Genomic DNA, 15,939 nt, shown 5'->3' with positions numbered 1-15,939 from the left:
AAAGACGCTTCGTTCGGCGCTTCGACTCAGTCGAGACGGAGCCGAACCGCCCCGGTGTCGGCGACGGTCGCCCCCGACTGTGCGACGAACGCCTCGTGGACGCGCTCGTACGTGTCGTCGATGGCCTCGACGATGACCGACGTCTCGGATACAACGGGCATGAAGTTCGTGTCGCCGTTCCACCGCGGTACCACGTGGGTGTGGAGGTGGTCCTCGATAGAGCCTCCGGCGGGGCCGCCGAGGTTCAGTCCCGCGTTGAACGCGTCGGGGCCGAGCGCTGCCTCCAGTGCGTCGAACGTCCGCGCCTTCAGTCGGGCGTGGTCCAGCAGTTCGGCGTCCGAGAGCGCGCCGTACTCGCCGGTGTGGCGGTACGGGATGACCATGACGTGCCCCGGGTTGTACGGGTAGTTGTTGAGGAGGACGAACGCGTGTTCGGAGCGAGCGACGACCTTCGCGTCCCTGTCATCGCCGCGGTCGGGGAGCGCACAGAACGGGCACTCGTCTCCGCTCTCCTCGCGTTCGACCCACTCGATGCGCCACGGCGCGAAGATCTGATCCATACGCTCGGGAGCGGGGGAGGTCGTTTAGTCCTGTCCGTCCTCAGCGGGGGTCGCTCGACCCTATCACGCCGGTCGCAGAGGAACATGATTCACGACATGACGAGGAAGTAACTTAATGTCGGATGAATCCCTAGGGTGGTTCGATGGCTACGCGACCATCAGACACAGACGGCATGACCGAACCCTGCAGGGAGTGTGAGCGTGAGACACTCCATCGGGTGCAGGTCGAGCTTCGAACGGAGAGTTCGAAGCCGGAGAACGCGGAGTACTCGCGCGAGCCGTATCGCGTGTCCACCTGCTTCGAGTGTGGGACCACCTCCGCACAGCGGATGAACGACGCCTAACTGGGGCAGGCGTTTTACTTCTTTCGGACGCGTCACCGACCGTCAGTGTCGGGCTACTCGGTCGTGATCTCGCAGCCGTCCTCGGTGACGATGACCGTGTGTTCCGCCTGGCTCACCATGCAGCCGTCCTCCTCCTTGAGCACGGGATAGCCGTGGAGGACGCCCTGTCGCGACAGCCGCGAGATGGCCATCTCCGCACGCGGGACGTCTACCCACCGCGCGGCGAAGGGGAGCGTCCGGTAGTTCTCGGTGACGTGTTCGAGCACTTCGCGCGCCTGGCGGTTGCGGACGGAGCGCTCGCGTTCGAGGCTGTATATCTCCTCCTTCGAGCCCTCGCTCACCTTCCCGCGGCCGTCGGTAGCGAACGGTTCGACGGCGACGACGTCGCCGACTTCGAGTTCGACCCCCCGCTCCGTCCCTCGGTTGGGGATGTTGGGGCCGGTGTGAGCGTCGTACTGGGCGACGCCGTGACCCGAGAGGTTCAGGACGGGCGTGAAGCCGTAGCCCCGGATGACGTCCTCGATGGCCTGCCCCACGACGCCCGTCTCCACGCCGGGTCCGATCTCGTCGAGGGCGGCGTCGAGCGCCTGTTCTGCGGCCTCCGTCAACTCGTCCTCGCCCGCGAGGTCCACTGTGACCGCGGCGTCGGCGATGTAGCCGTCGACGTGGACGCCGATGTCGAGACAGACGAGGTCCTCGCCGAACTCGGTGTCGTCGTCGCGTCCGGGCGTCGAGTGCGACGCCTCCTCGTTGACCGAGATGTTCACCGGGAACGCACAGCCGTCGGCGAGGTCTGCGACGCGCGACTCGGCGTGTTCGGCCACTTCGAGATGGGTCGTCCCCGGTTCGACCAGTTCGCGCGTCTCGTCCATCACCGTCTTCAGCACCCGGCCTGCCTCGCGGTACTTTTCGACCGTTTCGTCGTCGAGGGGTCCGATACTCATGGCCTCCGGTTTGGGGGAGGGAAGGAAAGAGGTTGCGGGGTGCCCGGCGACGTCAGCGCGTCTCGACGCCTGCGGGAGCGGCCCGGTCACGGCTCGCGGCCGACGTGAACGAGGCCCGACTACGGTTCGCCGACGGCCGTGAACTACGGTTCGCCGTCGACGTCCGTGACCTCGACGCGCGTGCCGCCGTCGGCGGAGTCGGTGACCGCGATGGTCCACCCGTGGTCGTCGACGACCTGCTTGACGATACTCAGCCCGAACCCGGTCCCGTTCGGCACCGTCGAGTAGCCGGCATCGAACACCGCTTCGCGGGTGTCTGCCGGGATTCCCGGCCCGTTGTCAGCCACGTAGAACCCCGTCCCCGTGTCACCGACCGTCACGGTGATGTCGTCGCCGCCGTGTTCCACGCTGTTGCGGAAGAGGTTCTCGAACAGTTGCTGGAGCCGACTCTCGTCCCCTCGGACCGTCCGCTCGGTCTCCGTGACCAGCGTGGCGTCGGCCGTCGCGACGTGTCGCCAACTGCTCCGCGCGAGGGACGCGAGGTCGACCGTCTCCGCCTCACGTTCCCGGTCACCCTCGCGCGCGAGCGTCAGGAGGTCGTCGATCAACGCCCCCATCCGATCGAGCGCCTGAGCCGCCTGCGGGAGGTGGTCGCTCTCGCACTCGTCCATCGCCAGGGCCAGCCGTCCCTCGGCCACGTTCAGCGGACTGCGGAGGTCGTGCGAGACGATGCTCGTGAACTCCTTCAGGCGGTCGTTCTGGCGCGTCAGTTCCCGTTCGCGGGCCTGGACCTGCCCCGTCCGTTTGACCTGTTCGAGCGCCGCGGCGACGTTGCCGACCAGGATTCCCCCAGAACGACGTCCCGCTGGTCGAACGCCTCTGGTGTCGGCGCCCCCGCGAGCAGGAGTCCGTGTTCACCGATCGGGAGCAGCAGTTCGCTCCGGATGGACGTCTCGGGGTTGTACACGTCCGGGTCGTCGAGGACGTCGTCGATCGCGAGCGGTTCGCCCTCCTCGTAGACCCGCCACGCGATACTGCCGCCGTCGGTGAACGTCGGCACCTCGTCGATGAGGTCGTGGATGGTGTCGGAGACGGCGACGGGGACGAGCCCCGACCCCTCGTCGTGTAGATGGATCGAGTTCGCGTCGAACCCCAGGATCCGCTGGGTCGCCTCGACGCCGACCTCGGCCACCTCCTCGCGCGTCTCGGCGGCCATGAGTTCCTGCGTCGCCTCGTGCAGCGCCTCGAGTCGACGTTCGTGTTCCGTGCGCTCGGTGACGTCGTGGTAGACCCAGAGGTGTCCGGCGCCGTCGGAGAGGTCGATCGGCTGGTGGCTCCGGGCGAACGTCCGCCCGTCGCGGCGCACCAGTTCCTCGTCGCGGACCGGTTCGCGTTCGGCTATCAGTTCGTCGATTCGCCGGGTGAACCCCTCGGGGTCGACGAACTGGTCGCTGACCGCTCGTGCCAGTCGCCCGCAGTCCGCCCCGACGACGTCCTCGGAACTCCCGGGCATCTCGAACAGGTCGAACAGTTGCTGATTGACCGCCAACACCTGCCGGGAAGCGTCCTCGGCGAGGACGCCGACGGGGAGCGTGTCGAACAGCGTCGAGAGCAGGGTGTTCGCCTGTTCGAGTTCGCGCTCGTGTCGCCGCTGTTCGGTGACGTCCCGAGAGATGCCGATCGCCTGCCGAGGAGACCCGCCCGACTCCTGTCGGACGTAGACGGTGGCTCTCATCCAGCGAACGCCCCCGTTCTCGGGGTTCGTGCGGTAGACGATCTCGTCACGGTGGCGCTCGCCGTCGATCAGTCGTTCGTGGAACCGCCGAAACGCCTCCCTGTCCTCTGGGTGCACCGCGTGCTCGAGGTGGTCCTCCCACGTCGGCGTCTCGTCGGGTGAGACGCCGAAGGACCGCTCGTAGGTCCCGTGACGGACCACGGCGCCGGTGTCGAAGTCGATCTCGAAGACGACCGAGTCGGTGTGTTCGAGGGCGAGTCGCATCCGCTCGTACGTCCGTTCGAGGTCGCGGGAGCGCTCCTCGTGTTCGGTGACGTCGACGGTCAGTCCGAGCACCGCATCCTTGTCGGTCTCCGCGAGGTCGTACGGGAGGATGCGCGGTTCGAGGCGACGGACTTCCCCCGTCGAGTCGGGAATCTCGATGATCGGTACGTGCTTCGTGATCCCCGACTCGAGTACGTCTTCGAGGTCGGCCGTGAACTGGGCGACGTCGTCGTCGTCGAACACGTCCGTCACGTTCGATCCTTCGAGTTCCGAGACCGATGTGCCGTGAAAGTCCGCGAGGGCCTCGTTCGCGAGCAGGTAGGAACCGTCCTCGTCGACCACGTACAGGAACTGTGGGATGGCGTCGACGATCTCGCGCAGTCGGCGTTCACTCCGCTCGACCAGTCGCTGTGAGCGGTAGTGGGCGACGGCGTTCTCGATCCGGTTGGCGAGCACGGTGTACTGGTCGGTGCCCCGCTCTTTCTGGAGGTAGTCGGTGACCCCTGCCGAGATCGCGTCGCTGGCGACCTCCTCCGACCCCTTCCCCGTGAACAGGATGAACGGCAGGTCGGGGTCGACCGCCCGAATCGATTCGAGGAGAGCGATCCCGTCGCGTCCGGGCATGTCGTAGTCCGACACGACGCAGTCGAACTCGTCGGCGACGAACATCTCCAGCCCCTCGTTCGCGTCCGTGGCGGTTTCGACGACGAATCCGTCGTTGTCACGTTCGAGGTGCGTGGCGACCACGTCGGCGAAGTCCGGCGTGTCATCGATGTGGAGGACACGGACGACGTCCGTAGATGACTCGTCGGTCATGGTCTGTCAGGGTCGAGCCTGCGCATAACCGTTCGGGAGCGAATATCTCGGATGAAAAACACGGCCCGTCTCCGTTCCACACGCCGTTCTCTATAGGCGGGCCCGGGACCGCTCGACGAGGGAGACGGCGCTCGCAGTCTCTCTCTCGCCCTCACCGTGTGATCTCCTCCCGTGACACCGTTTAACTATATAGATAACTTAGCAATCCTTTAGATGCTTTCCGCCTAGGTGTCTCACAGGAACCTCCCCCCTATGACTACCCCTCAGTTCAACCACAGCGTCGAGGCGCAGCACCACCGAATCGACGCGGACGAGTGGGACGACATCTACGTCGTGGGCGACGTCCACGGCTGTCTCCGCGAACTGAAGACGCTCGTCGACCGCATCGGTCCCTCCGACGACGACCTGTTCGTCTTCGTCGGTGACCTCGTCCGCAAGGGGCCCGACAGCAAGGGAGTCGTCGACTTCGTTCGGGCGCACGACAACATGGTCACCATCCGCGGCAACAACGAGGAGAAACTCCTCCGCGGGACGAAGGAACTCCCCGAACTCACTACCGAAGACCTCGCGTGGATCCGCTCGCTTCCCGTCGCCATCTCCTTCGAGGACGCCCTCGTCGTCCACGGCGGCGTCGACCCGCGCAAGTCCTTGGAGGCGCACGACGTCGACGACCTCCTGGAGATGCGGTCGCTCTCCAGCGGATACGAGCGCCCCTTCTGGTGGGAGAAACACGACGGGCCGCAGACGGTGTTCTTCGGCCACACGCCCATCGCGGACCCCGTCATCCGCGAGCACGCGGTCGGCCTCGACACGGGCTGTGTCTACGGCGGGTCGCTGACGGCGTACAGTTGGTACGACGAGACCGTCCTCGAACTGGAGACCGACCGGACGGTCCAGCACCGCCCCGCGTCGAAGTTCGTCACGCCGCGGATGCCCGTCCTCCAGTGAACTCAAGTCGCGCGACGGCGTAGATCCGACGATGTCACAGGAAGAGGTCTCGGACGACGCCGCGGCGCAGTCGACCGACGGGGACGCTTCGGCGTCCGCCTCCAGGTCCGCTTCCGACGCCACCGTCGACAGCGATTCGGACGCCACCGTCGACGTCTTCCCCGACACGACGTTCGAGGTCGGTGACGCGGTCGACCTCGACGACCCTTCCCTGTATCTCAACCGCGAACTCTCCGAACTCGCCTTCCAGCGCCGCGTCCTCTACGAGGCGGTCGACGGGCGCAACCCCCTCCTGGAACGCGCGAAGTTCCTCGCCATCGTCACCCGCAACATGGACGAGTTCTTCATGAAGCGGGTCGGCGGCCTGAAACAGCAGATGGACGCCGGCGTCACGGAACTGACGCCCGACGGTCGGACGCCCGAGGAGCAGTGGGAGGCGATCTTAGAGGAGTCGCGCGCGCTCCTCACGCGACAGGCGGCCTGTTACGACGGAGTCCGGTCCGCCCTTGCCGACGAGGGCGTCCGCATCGTCGACTGGGCCGACCTCTCTCCCCAGGAACGGGCCGACCTCAGCGACTACTTCGAACAGAACGTCCTCCCCACGCTGACGCCGCTGACGTTCGACCCCGCCCATCCGTTCCCGTTCATCTCGAACCTCTCGCTCTCGCTCGCGGTGCTCACGAGCGACGGCTCCGACGTGAAGTTCTCGCGGGTGAAGCTTCCCCGTAACCGCCCGCGGCTCGTCGACGTCGGCGGCGTCGCCCGCGATGCCGACGCCGACACCGACGAGCGCCGGTACGTCCGGCTCGAACACGTCATCGAGGCGAATCTCGACCGCCTCTTCCCCAACGTGGACGTGCTCGACACCTCGCTCTTCCGGGTGACGCGCAACGCCGAAGTGCGGCGGAACGAGGAGATCGCCGAGGGACTCGTCGGGGTGATCGAGGACGTGCTCCGCCAGCGGCGGTTCGCCACCGTCGTCCGGCTGGAGATATCCTCCGACACCCCCGACCGGGTGCGGGATCTCCTCGTCGACCAACTCGGCGTCTCCGAGCGCGAGGTGGTCACGCTCGACGGCCTGCTCGACTACACCGCCCTCTTCTCGCTCGCGGGCCTCGACCGCCCCGACCTGAAGCTCGATCCGTGGTCGCCGCAGGCGCACCCCCGGTTCGCCGGCGTCGACCCCGACGCCCCCCAGGAGCTGTTCACGGAGATCAGAGAGAAGGACGTGCTCGTCCACCACCCGTACCACTCCTTTTCGACCACCGTCCAGTCGTTCCTCGACGCCGCCGCCTCGGACCCCGACGTCCTCGCCATCAAGGCGGCCATCTACCGGACCGCCTCCGATTCGAAGGTCATCGAGAGCCTCATCGAGGCGGCGAAGAACGGCAAGCAGGTCGCGGTGATGGTCGAACTCAAGGCCCGATTCGACGAGGAGAACAACCTCCGGTGGGTCAAACGCCTGGAGGAAGAGGGCATTCACGTCGCCTACGGCACCATCGGCCTCAAGACGCACTCGAAGACGGCGCTCGTCGTGCGCGAAGAGACCGACGGCGTACAGCTGTACTCGCACGTCGCCACCGGCAACTACCACTCCGAGACGGCCAAGACGTACACCGATCTGGGACTCCTGACGTCGGACCGCGACGTCGGCCAGGACCTCGTGAAGCTGTTCAACTTCTTCACCGGCCACTCGCTGCACGAATCCTACCGGAAGCTCCTGGTCGCCCCCGAGAACATGCGCCGGGAGTTCACCCGACTCGTCCGCCGCGAGGCCGACCACGCCCGCCAGGGGAGGGAGGCGAAGATCGTCGCGAAGATGAACTCCCTGGAGGATCCCGAGATGGTGAAGGAACTGTACCGCGCGTCGACGGCCGGCGTCGACATCGACCTCCTGGTGCGGGGGATCTGTCGGCTCCGCCCCGGCATCGAGGGCGTGAGCGAGACGGTCGACGTCTCCTCCGTCGTCGGTCGGTTCCTCGAACACTCGCGGATATTCTACTTCGAGAACGACGGCAGCCCCGAGTACTACATCGGGAGCGCGGACTGGATGACGCGCAACCTCGACCGTCGCGTCGAGGCCGTCACCCCCGTCGAGGATCCCGACCTCCGCGAGGAGTTGCAGTTCGTCCTCGACGCGGCCCGCGGGGACAACCGCAAGCGCTGGGTGATGGACGCCGACGGGAGGTACGAGCAGGTCCGCCCCGAGGACGGTGAACCGGTCCGCAGCAGCCACCAGCAGTTGATGGAGCGCGCCCGGGCGGCGACCCCCGACGACGAGCCGACGGGCGTGTTTCAGTCGAACGCCGACGCCGGCCGCGAGTCGCGCGTCGACTTCTCCGACGTGTTCACCGACGACCGCTGAATCGACGACTGTCGAGCGAGCGCTGGGGTGGGAGGTGTATCGGTGGCCCAGGTGTGAACGAACGAAGTGAGCGAACGGCGCGCGAGGGGCCGCGAGCCCCTCCGTGCGCGGAGACCCGGCTGGGGAGGTGTGAGGCCGTGGTCTCACCGCTCTGGCGACTTCGCGGTCATCCCGTTCTCCCTGTCTGTCCCACCGACGACTGAAGCACCAGCCGGTGATACGTCGTCAGCGGTCCACTTCGCCCATGATCGTGTTGAGGCTCCCTCGCTCCGCTTCGCGTCGCTCGTCAGCGGTCCACTTCGCCCATGATCGTGTCGAGGCTGCCGAGCGACGCGATCATATCGGCCACGTACTCGCCCGCCGCCATCTCGGGGAGCGCCTGGAGGTTCGAAAAGGAGGGGCCGCGAATCTTGAAGCGCGCGGGCTTGTCCGTTCCATCGGCCCGCATATAGATGCCGAGTTCGCCCTTCGCACCCTCGACCGCGCGGTAGATTTCGGTGTCGTCCTCGGGGCGCAGCGTCCGGGGAACGTTCGCTTGGATCTCTCGGTCCGACTCGGGCCAGTCCTCCAGGAGGTCGACGCACTGTTCGATGATCCTCGCCGACTCTTCGACCTCGCGGAGTCGGACCAGGAGGCGCGAGTAGTTGTCGCAGCCGTCCTCGGTGACGACGTTCCAGTCGAGTTCGTCGTAGTAGCCGTACGGGTCGTCACGGCGGAGGTCGTAGTCGATGCCCGACCCGCGCGCAACGGGGCCGGTCACGCCGTAGGACTTGGCGACGTCCGGGGGTAACACGCCGACGTCGACCGTCCGAAGCTGGATGATCTCGTTCGCCGTCAGGAGGTCGTGGTACTCTCCCAGTGCCTCGGCGAGGTGGTCGACGAGGTCTCGAACCTCCTCGAAGAACGCTCCACGGGGTTCGGGGAGGTCCCAGACCACCCCGCCCAGGCGAAAGTAGTTGAACATCAGCCGCTGGCCCGTCAGGTCTTCGAGGATCGACTGGACCTTCTCGCGGTCGCGAATCGCGTACATGAACGTGGCCGTGAACTCGCCGACGACGTCCAGCGCGTACGTCCCCACGGCGAGCAGGTGCGCGAGGATCCGAGAGAGTTCCGCACTCATCGTTCGCACGAGTTTCGCGTACTCGGGGACTTCGATGTCGGCCATGTCCTCGGCCACGCGCGCGTACGCCCACTCGTTCAACAGGCCGGCCCCGCTCCAGTCCCAGCGGTCGGGATACGGCATGATCTGGTAGCGGTAGGTTCCCTGCTGGCACATCTGCTCCTCACAGCGGTGGATGTAACCGAGGTCCGGGTCGAGGTCGACCACCTGCTCGCCGCTGAGGGTCGCCTCGACGTGGAGGACGCCGTGGGTCGCGGGGTGGTGCGGTCCGACGTTGATGAGCATCGTCTCGTCGTTCTCGCCCTTCGAATCGGCCTCGATGGGATTGCGGTTCTCGGTGTACGGTACGATCTGTGGGCGGTCCTGGTCGTAGTCGAGCGAGAGGGGGTGACCCTGCCACGTCTCGGGGAGCAGGATTCTTCGTAAATCGGGGTGGCCCTCGTACTCGATGCCCACCAGGTCGTACGCTTCCCGTTCGTGCCAGTCCGCCGTCCGAAACACCGGTTCGGCCGTCTGGCTCGTCGAGAGGTCCTTCGGGGTGGGGACCACGATACTCACCTCGCGGGTCCGGTCGTCGTACGAGGTGAGGTGGTAGATGGACTCGTAGCGGTCCTCGTACTCCTGGGCCGTGACGCACGAGAGGTGGTCGAAACCGGCCTCGGATTCGAGCGTCGAGAGCACGTCCTGGACGGCGTCGGGGCGAATCTCGAACCCCGGCGCGTTGAGGTGGTCGTCGCGCTTGAGGACGAACTCGCCGATGAGCGATTCGAGGGCTTCGTGACTCGTGTCGGCTGTCCGGCGGTCGAGAGCGGGGGATGCGTCGGCCATAATCGGTGCCTCAGCGAGGGCGTTCACCGGTTCGCCCGCCTCGACCGTGGGGGTTCTGCCGCACGAGTGAGGCCGTTTATTACCCGCCCGCCGCACGTCCGAACGATGAAATCCCTCCGGCTTCGCCTCACACTGGACGAGCCGACCCTCCACCCGATGCACGCCTTCGTCTGCCGGCACGAGGCGTTCACCCGGAGCCACCTGATCCACTGGAACACCGGCGGGGACGGGACCGTCTCGATGATATTCAACGTGGAGGGCGAACGACCCGAGGTGTACGCCGACGCGCTCGAATCGGTCGAGTCGGTCGTCGACTCCGAGGTGTCCGTTCGGGGAGGGGAGTCGTTCTACGTCTACGTCCGCGACGACCTGCGCGAGGCCGACCGTCGGCTACTGGCGACGTACCGGAGCGAGAGCCTCGTGGTCGTCCCGCCCGTGACCTACCGGGGCGACCGGTCGATGGCGTTCACGCTCGTCGGGACCGTCGAGGCGGTCCAGTCGGCCGTCTCCGACACGCCGGACGACGTCGCCGTCGACGTGCTCTCTGTCCGTCCCTACGACGCCGGAGCCGTCGACCCGCTGCTCCGACTCACGGCGCGACAGCGCGAGGCGGTCGACGCCGCTGTCGACATCGGCTACTACGGGGCCCGTCGGGAGGGGTCGGTCTCGGACGTCGCCGAGGCCCTCGGCTGTTCGCCGGCGACGGCGGCCGAACACCTCCGGAAGGCGGAGGCCGAAATCATGTCGCGGGCGGTCGAGCGTCGGCTGTGAGTGTGCGGCGGCCGGTGTTCACCGGCGCGCCGTACTCGTCTGCATCGCCTCGCTGTTGTACGCGCTCCCGACCCCGTCGCCCGAGAGCACGATGAGGCCCGCCCGCGATTCGGTCTCCTCGACGAACCGTGCCAGCGCCGCGTCGGCCGCTGACTGTGGGTCGTCCCCGGCGTCGAGGCGGTCGACGGCACGGCGCGCGAGCGTCGTCCGCGCGATGTCCTCGCCCGCCCCCGTCGCCGAGGCGCCGCCGGCGGGTGAGCAGTAGAACCCCGACCCGACCTGGGGGACGTCGCCGACGCGACCCGTGAGCGCGAACCACCGCCCACCGGTGGAGGTCGCCGCCGCGAACCGCTCGCCGTCGCCCGCGACGGCTCCGACGGTGTCGTGGTCTTTCTCCCCCTCGATGCTTGGGTCCGCCCCGCCCGCGTCGTCGCCGAAGTGCTCGCGGACCCACTCGACCTGCGCGTCCGCCCCGTCGGGAGGCTCGGCGGCCGCGAACCGCTCGCGGGTCGCGTCGGTCGTGAGGTCGACGCCGGTGTCGACGCCGACGTGCGCGGCGAACGCCTCTCCGCCCTCGCCGGCGAGGAGGACGTGCGGCGTTTCCTCGCAGACGGCGCGGGCGACCGAGACGGGGTGTTCGACGCCGGTGAGGGAGGCGACGGCGCCGACTTCTCTCTCGGCGGTCATCACGCCGGCGTCGACCCTCACGTGACCGTCGACCTGGACGGCGCTCCCGCGGCCGGCGTTGAACCGTTCGTCGTGTTCGAGGACGCGAACGGCGGCTTCGACCGCGGCGAGCGGCGTCTCCTCCCCGGCACCGGCGGCTGCGGCCTCGTCGAGGACGGCTCGGCGCTCCGTCGGCGCGACCGGCGCGTTGCCGGCCCCCCCGTGGACGATTACGTGCATGACGCTCCCTGTCGCGGTGACGACGTAAAGACTGGCTCTCTCGTCGACGCGTCTCGCCGACGGCGACCGGGTGGATACTGATCGTTCGGTGTCATCTCGCGGACGGAGAACGGCAGGCATTTTAGTGTGCTACGGAAATCCGTGACTGTTCATGAGCTACGACAAGGTCGAGGTCCCCGAAGCGGGCGAGCCCATCACGCTCGCCGACGAGGAGACCGGAGAACTCGACGTACCGGCGAACCCCATCATCCCGATCATCCACGGCGACGGCATCGGGACGGACGTCGGTCCGGCGGCACAGCAGGTGCTCGACGCCGCTGCCGAGGCGACCGGACGCTCCATCGCGTGGATGCGCGTCTACGCCGGCGCCTCCGCCCGCGAGAAGTACGACGAGAACCTCCCTGACGACACGGTTTCCGCGATTCGTGACCACCGTGTCGCCATCAAGGGCCCGCTCACGACGCCGGTCGGGGCCGGCTTCCGCTCGCTGAACGTCGCACTCCGTCAGAAACTGGACCTCTACGCCAACGTCCGACCCACCTACCACATCGACGGCGTCCCTTCGCCCGTGAAGAACCCGGGCCAGATGGACATGGTCACCTTCCGGGAGAACACCGAGGACGTCTACGCCGGCATCGAGTGGGAGGCCGGAACCGACGAGTCCGAGCAGGTCCGCGACTTCGTCGAGGAGGAGATGGGCTTCGACTCGACCATCCACGACGGGCCGGTCGGCATCGGCGTCAAGCCCATCTCGGAGTTCGGCTCCAAGCGCCTCATCCGCGAGGCCATCGACTACGCCATCGAGAACGACCGCGAGAAGGTCACCCTCGTCCACAAGGGGAACATCATGAAGTTCACCGAGGGCGCCTTCCGCGACTGGGGCTACGAGGTCGCAGAGGAGGAGTACGGCGACGACGTCATCACCGAGGACGAACTCTGGGAGGAGTACGACGGCGAGGCCCCCGAGGGGGCGCTCGTGGTCAACGACCGTATCGCCGACAACATGCTCCAGCAACTGCTCACCCGCACCGGTGATTACGAGGTCATCGCGACGATGAACCTCAACGGCGACTACATGTCCGACGCCGCCGGCGCACAGATCGGCGGCCTCGGCATCGCCCCCGGTGCCAACTTCGGCCAGGGTCGCTGTCTCGCCGAACCGGTCCACGGGAGCGCACCGAAGTACGCCGGCGAGGACAAGGTCAACCCGACCGCGATGATCCTTTCGGGCCGCATCATGCTCGAGTACCTCGGCTGGAAGGACGCCGCCGACCTCGTCAAAGAGGCCGTCGAGGAGACCATCTCCTCCGGCACCGTCACGTACGACCTCCACCGCCAGATCGAGGGCGGCACCAAGGTCGCCACCAGCGAGTTCGCCGACGCCGTCTGCGAGACGATCGAGGAACTCGCGTAAGCCCGCTCGACCCTCCCGACCCTCCACTCGCCTTTGTTATCGCGTCTCGTCGGTGGACAGCGGCGTATCCGCTACTCCTCTCGGGCCGTGTCGAGTCCGAGCGCGGCGTTCACGCCGCAGAAACACGTCGTCGCGTTGAATCCCGCTCCGACCGCGCCCAGCGCGGCGACGACGCCGAGCGAGCGGTTCCCCGACCGGAGCGCGCTGACCGCGACGACCGTGAGTGCGACCGCCAGCAGTGCGCGGACGAGTCGGTCGACGCCGCCGACGTTGCGTTCGAACATATCGGGAGGTTGGTGCGCGTGGACATAACGCCGACGGCCGTTCGAGGACGTGCTCGGTTCAGCGAGCGTGCGTATCCGATACTCGTGCGCGTGGCCCCCGGCGGGGTCGCCCGCAGACACCGCAGTCGGCTGGGGAGGTCTTCGTGAGCAGCGCGGGACGTGAAGCGTCCCGCTGGCCATGCGGGCGACTACGTGTCGCTCGCAGACGAGTGAACCGAGTGAACGAACGGCTCGAAGCGGCTCTGTCGCTTCGGTGGTGTGGCCTCACCGCGCCCGTGTCCCGCGCGGTAGTCGCGTTCTCGCTCGGTCTCCGACCCCGGACTCGACTCCGGTTATGGTTCTCCGACCGAGTACGCACCGCTCGGTCACGAACACCTCGACTGCTCCCCACCCGACCCATCCCCGGACGTTTTACGCGCTCGACGCGCTATCGCACGGTATGTACGGCGTCGTCCTCGCCGCGGGAGAGGGAACTCGCCTCCGTCCGCGCACGGCCGAGCGACCGAAGGGGCTCGTCGAGGTCGCCGGCCAGCCGCTCCTGACGCACTGTTTCGAGACGCTCCGGGCGCTCGGCGTCGACGAACTCGTCGTGGTGGTCGGCTATCAGGGCGAACAGATCGTCTCGTACTACGGCGACCGCTTCGGGGACCTCCCGCTCACCTACGCCCACCAGACCGAACGGAGGGGACTCGCCGACGCGCTGCTGACGGCCGAATCGCGGGCGGACCTCGACGCCGACTTCCTCGTGCTCAACGGCGACAACGTCTGCCGGGCGAACCTGGGAGACGTGCTCGACAGACACCGTAACTCGGCCGCCGATGCGACCCTGCTCGTCGACGAGGTGTCGCGGGCCGACGCCGCGGCCACGGGCGTCGTCTCGTTCGACGACGAGGGGAACGTCGCCGGTCTCGTCGAGAAGCCCGACGACCCGCCGTCGACGACGGTCCCGCGGGGCTTCTACGCCTTCTCGCCGCGGATATTCGAGGCGTGTCGCGCCATCGACCCCTCCCCGACCGGCGAGTACGAACTCACGGCCGCGGTCGACTGGCTTCTCGACGACGGCGGCCGGGTCGAGACCGTCGGTCTGGAGGGATGGTGCGTCAACGTGAACACCGAAGCGGACCGGACGCGGGCCGAAAAGCGACTGCAGCGTGGATGAGCGTGCCGCCGCCGCGGCGTCCGGTCGTCGATTCCGGGCGAGCCACCCCTACGCTTCCAGCACCTCGACGAGGTTCCCCTCCGGGTCCCTGAGAAAGAGAATATTCGTGCCGCTTTCGGTTCGCTGCGGGGCACTCTGCGTCTCGACGTCGTCGGGGAGCGACTCGTAGAACGCGTCGAGGTCTCCCGTCGAGAGTCCGACGTGGACCGCACCGGGCTGGTTCACTGCCGGCTCCCCCACCGGGTCGCCCTCGGGGTCGTACGAGACGAGTTCGATACGGGCGCCGTCGGCGTCGAGGTGTGCGAACTCGGCGCTGGCGCCGTCGACGCCGACACCCGTCGAGAACGCCTCGCCACCGACCGAGAAGCGGTCGAGGAGTTCGAGTCCGAGGACGTCCCGGTAGAAGTCGACTGCGCGTTCGAGGTCTTCGACGGTGATGCCGACGTGGTGGGCCGCGAGCTCCGACATGGTCCATGGCCGGTGGGCCGTCGGATACCGGTTTCGGTCCCGTTCGTCGACGCGGCCCGTCCGTCGGGAATCATGTGCTTTTTTGACACGTGCCGACAGCTACCTGGTATGGAAACAGACCGCACGGCGGGGGTGTTGCTCGGCCTCGCCTGCGGCGACGCGCTCGGCCGGCCGGTCGAGTTCGAGACGCCCGCGCGCATCCTCGCGCAGTACGGCGAGGTACGGGAGATGCTCGCGAACGGCACGTGGGGGAAGCCCGCGGGGACCGTCACGGACGACACGGACATGGCGGTGTGTCTCGCCCGGAGCCTGGTTTCCTGCGGCGGATTCGACCCCGACGACGTCGCCGAGCGGTTCGTCGCGTGGTACGACGCGGAACCGTTCGACGTCGGTAACATGACGGCGCGGGCGCTCTCGCGCATCCGCGACGGCGACTCGTGGGAGACGGCCGGACAGCGGGTGTGGGAGGAGTCCCCGGAAGGCTCGAACGCCGGGAACGGCAGCGTCATGCGCGCTCCGCCGCTCGCCGTCGCCTTCGCCGACGACGAGTCCCAGCTGGCAGACGCGAGCGAGACGAGTTCGCGAATCACCCACGCGGACCCGCGCTGCACCGCCGGCTGTGCGGTGTTGAACCTCACGCTCGCCGGGTTGCTCCTCGACCGCGAGGACCCGCTGGCGGGCGCACTGGACCGTGTCGGGCCGCCCTCGGCGCTCGATGACGCGCTCCGGCCCGTCGTCGCCGGCGACCTCGACCCCTCGACGCTCCGGTCGACGGGCTACGTCGTCGACACGCTCCAGACCGCGCTGTGGCACGGCCTGCACGCCGACTCGCCCGAGGCGGCGCTCGTCGAGGTTGTCAACATGGGCGGCGACGCCGACACCGTCGGTGCCGTCGCGGGCGCCGTCGTCGGCGCGCGGTTCGGCGCGGACGCCCTGCCCGAGCGGTGGCTCGCGGAACTCGACGACCGTGAGGAGCTTCGAGACATGGCGACCCGGCTCAGCACGCTCTGAAG

15 protein-coding genes are annotated in these 15,939 nt (G+C 67.8%); 7 read left to right on the top strand and 8 right to left on the bottom strand.

Features of this window, described 5'->3' with window-relative positions; all coding sequences use genetic code 11:
- Nucleotides 1-26: 26 nt before the first annotated feature.
- A complete protein-coding gene (locus tag C2R22_RS16050; protein ID WP_103426655.1) occupies nucleotides 27-560 on the bottom strand; it encodes an HIT family protein in 534 nt (177 codons plus the stop codon).
- Between the two features lie 143 nt (nucleotides 561-703).
- Here C2R22_RS16050 and C2R22_RS16045 point away from each other — a divergent pair, with 143 nt between their 5' ends.
- Nucleotides 704-904, top strand: a complete 201-nt coding sequence (locus tag C2R22_RS16045; RefSeq protein WP_103426654.1) for a DUF7835 family putative zinc beta-ribbon protein — start codon at nucleotides 704-706, stop codon at nucleotides 902-904.
- A 53-nt stretch (nucleotides 905-957) separates the two neighbouring features.
- Here C2R22_RS16045 and map read toward each other — a convergent pair whose 3' ends face one another.
- The 3 genes from map to C2R22_RS16030 all read right to left on the bottom strand — a co-directional run bounded on the left by map (nucleotide 958) and on the right by C2R22_RS16030 (nucleotide 4,663).
- Entirely contained in the window at nucleotides 958-1,848 is an 891-nt protein-coding gene (map, locus tag C2R22_RS16040) for a type II methionyl aminopeptidase (protein ID WP_103426653.1), read from the bottom strand.
- Between the two features lie 143 nt (nucleotides 1,849-1,991).
- Nucleotides 1,992-2,597, bottom strand: coding sequence for a sensor histidine kinase (locus tag C2R22_RS16035; protein ID WP_281259292.1), 606 nt, complete (start codon nucleotides 2,595-2,597; stop codon nucleotides 1,992-1,994).
- A 17-nt stretch (nucleotides 2,598-2,614) separates the two neighbouring features.
- On the bottom strand, nucleotides 2,615-4,663 hold the full coding sequence (locus C2R22_RS16030) for a PAS domain S-box protein (RefSeq protein ID WP_103426651.1): 2,049 nt from the start codon (nucleotides 4,661-4,663) through the stop codon (nucleotides 2,615-2,617).
- Between the two features lie 252 nt (nucleotides 4,664-4,915).
- On the opposite strand from C2R22_RS16030, the gene C2R22_RS16025 reads away from it, so the two are divergent.
- Both C2R22_RS16025 and ppk1 read left to right on the top strand, forming a co-directional pair.
- Complete coding sequence (locus C2R22_RS16025) at nucleotides 4,916-5,611, top strand: metallophosphoesterase family protein (protein WP_103426650.1); 696 nt, start codon at nucleotides 4,916-4,918, stop codon at nucleotides 5,609-5,611.
- Nucleotides 5,612-5,642: 31 nt separating this feature from the next.
- Entirely contained in the window at nucleotides 5,643-7,976 is a 2,334-nt protein-coding gene (gene ppk1, locus C2R22_RS16020; RefSeq protein WP_103426649.1) for a polyphosphate kinase 1, read from the top strand.
- Between the two features lie 286 nt (nucleotides 7,977-8,262).
- On the opposite strand, the gene C2R22_RS16015 is transcribed toward ppk1, so the two are convergent.
- Nucleotides 8,263-9,924: an NADH-quinone oxidoreductase subunit D gene (locus C2R22_RS16015; protein ID WP_103426648.1), complete on the bottom strand. Its 1,662-nt coding sequence runs from the start codon at nucleotides 9,922-9,924 to the stop codon at nucleotides 8,263-8,265.
- A 105-nt stretch (nucleotides 9,925-10,029) separates the two neighbouring features.
- Between C2R22_RS16015 and C2R22_RS16010 the strand changes: the two genes are divergently transcribed.
- Nucleotides 10,030-10,695, top strand: a complete 666-nt coding sequence (locus C2R22_RS16010) for a helix-turn-helix domain-containing protein (RefSeq protein ID WP_103426647.1) — start codon at nucleotides 10,030-10,032, stop codon at nucleotides 10,693-10,695.
- An 18-nt stretch (nucleotides 10,696-10,713) separates the two neighbouring features.
- Here the strand turns inward: C2R22_RS16010 and C2R22_RS16005 are convergent, their stop codons facing one another.
- Nucleotides 10,714-11,601, bottom strand: coding sequence for an isoaspartyl peptidase/L-asparaginase (locus C2R22_RS16005; RefSeq protein WP_103426646.1), 888 nt, complete (start codon nucleotides 11,599-11,601; stop codon nucleotides 10,714-10,716).
- Nucleotides 11,602-11,752: 151 nt separating this feature from the next.
- Between C2R22_RS16005 and icd the strand changes: the two genes are divergently transcribed.
- Nucleotides 11,753-13,015, top strand: a complete 1,263-nt coding sequence (gene icd / locus C2R22_RS16000; protein WP_103426645.1) for an isocitrate dehydrogenase (NADP(+)) — start codon at nucleotides 11,753-11,755, stop codon at nucleotides 13,013-13,015.
- Between the two features lie 71 nt (nucleotides 13,016-13,086).
- On the opposite strand, the gene C2R22_RS15995 is transcribed toward icd, so the two are convergent.
- Complete coding sequence (locus tag C2R22_RS15995; RefSeq protein WP_103426644.1) at nucleotides 13,087-13,299, bottom strand: YgaP family membrane protein; 213 nt, start codon at nucleotides 13,297-13,299, stop codon at nucleotides 13,087-13,089.
- A 439-nt stretch (nucleotides 13,300-13,738) separates the two neighbouring features.
- On the opposite strand from C2R22_RS15995, the gene C2R22_RS15990 reads away from it, so the two are divergent.
- Nucleotides 13,739-14,458, top strand: a complete 720-nt coding sequence (locus C2R22_RS15990; protein ID WP_103426643.1) for a sugar nucleotidyltransferase — start codon at nucleotides 13,739-13,741, stop codon at nucleotides 14,456-14,458.
- A 48-nt stretch (nucleotides 14,459-14,506) separates the two neighbouring features.
- On the opposite strand, the gene C2R22_RS15985 is transcribed toward C2R22_RS15990, so the two are convergent.
- Nucleotides 14,507-14,926: a VOC family protein gene (locus C2R22_RS15985; protein WP_103426642.1), complete on the bottom strand. Its 420-nt coding sequence runs from the start codon at nucleotides 14,924-14,926 to the stop codon at nucleotides 14,507-14,509.
- 108 nt (nucleotides 14,927-15,034) lie between these two features.
- On the opposite strand from C2R22_RS15985, the gene C2R22_RS15980 reads away from it, so the two are divergent.
- The gene (locus C2R22_RS15980; RefSeq protein WP_103426641.1) at nucleotides 15,035-15,937 is read left to right on the top strand and encodes an ADP-ribosylglycohydrolase family protein; all 903 of its coding nucleotides are present in this window, start codon (nucleotides 15,035-15,037) and stop codon (nucleotides 15,935-15,937) included.
- Nucleotides 15,938-15,939 lie beyond the last annotated feature (2 nt).

This window comes from Salinigranum rubrum, assembly GCF_002906575.1.
GTDB classification, from domain to species: domain Archaea; phylum Halobacteriota; class Halobacteria; order Halobacteriales; family Haloferacaceae; genus Salinigranum; species Salinigranum rubrum.
The sequence above is the reverse complement of the archived record's forward strand: the minus strand, read 5'-3'. Positions and strand labels throughout refer to the sequence as shown.

Coding starts and splice junctions, on each gene's coding strand:
- C2R22_RS16050 (WP_103426655.1), bottom strand. CDS start 560: ATGGATCAGATCTTCGCGCCGTGGCGCATCGAGTGGGTCGAACGCGAG.
- C2R22_RS16045 (WP_103426654.1), top strand. CDS start 704: ATGGCTACGCGACCATCAGACACAGACGGCATGACCGAACCCTGCAGG.
- map (WP_103426653.1), bottom strand. CDS start 1,848: ATGAGTATCGGACCCCTCGACGACGAAACGGTCGAAAAGTACCGCGAG.
- C2R22_RS16030 (WP_103426651.1), bottom strand. CDS start 4,663: ATGACCGACGAGTCATCTACGGACGTCGTCCGTGTCCTCCACATCGAT.
- C2R22_RS16025 (WP_103426650.1), top strand. CDS start 4,916: ATGACTACCCCTCAGTTCAACCACAGCGTCGAGGCGCAGCACCACCGA.
- ppk1 (WP_103426649.1), top strand. CDS start 5,643: ATGTCACAGGAAGAGGTCTCGGACGACGCCGCGGCGCAGTCGACCGAC.
- C2R22_RS16015 (WP_103426648.1), bottom strand. CDS start 9,924: ATGGCCGACGCATCCCCCGCTCTCGACCGCCGGACAGCCGACACGAGT.
- C2R22_RS16010 (WP_103426647.1), top strand. CDS start 10,030: ATGAAATCCCTCCGGCTTCGCCTCACACTGGACGAGCCGACCCTCCAC.
- C2R22_RS16005 (WP_103426646.1), bottom strand. CDS start 11,601: ATGCACGTAATCGTCCACGGGGGGGCCGGCAACGCGCCGGTCGCGCCG.
- icd (WP_103426645.1), top strand. CDS start 11,753: ATGAGCTACGACAAGGTCGAGGTCCCCGAAGCGGGCGAGCCCATCACG.
- C2R22_RS15995 (WP_103426644.1), bottom strand. CDS start 13,299: ATGTTCGAACGCAACGTCGGCGGCGTCGACCGACTCGTCCGCGCACTG.
- C2R22_RS15990 (WP_103426643.1), top strand. CDS start 13,739: ATGTACGGCGTCGTCCTCGCCGCGGGAGAGGGAACTCGCCTCCGTCCG.
- C2R22_RS15985 (WP_103426642.1), bottom strand. CDS start 14,926: ATGTCGGAGCTCGCGGCCCACCACGTCGGCATCACCGTCGAAGACCTC.
- C2R22_RS15980 (WP_103426641.1), top strand. CDS start 15,035: ATGGAAACAGACCGCACGGCGGGGGTGTTGCTCGGCCTCGCCTGCGGC.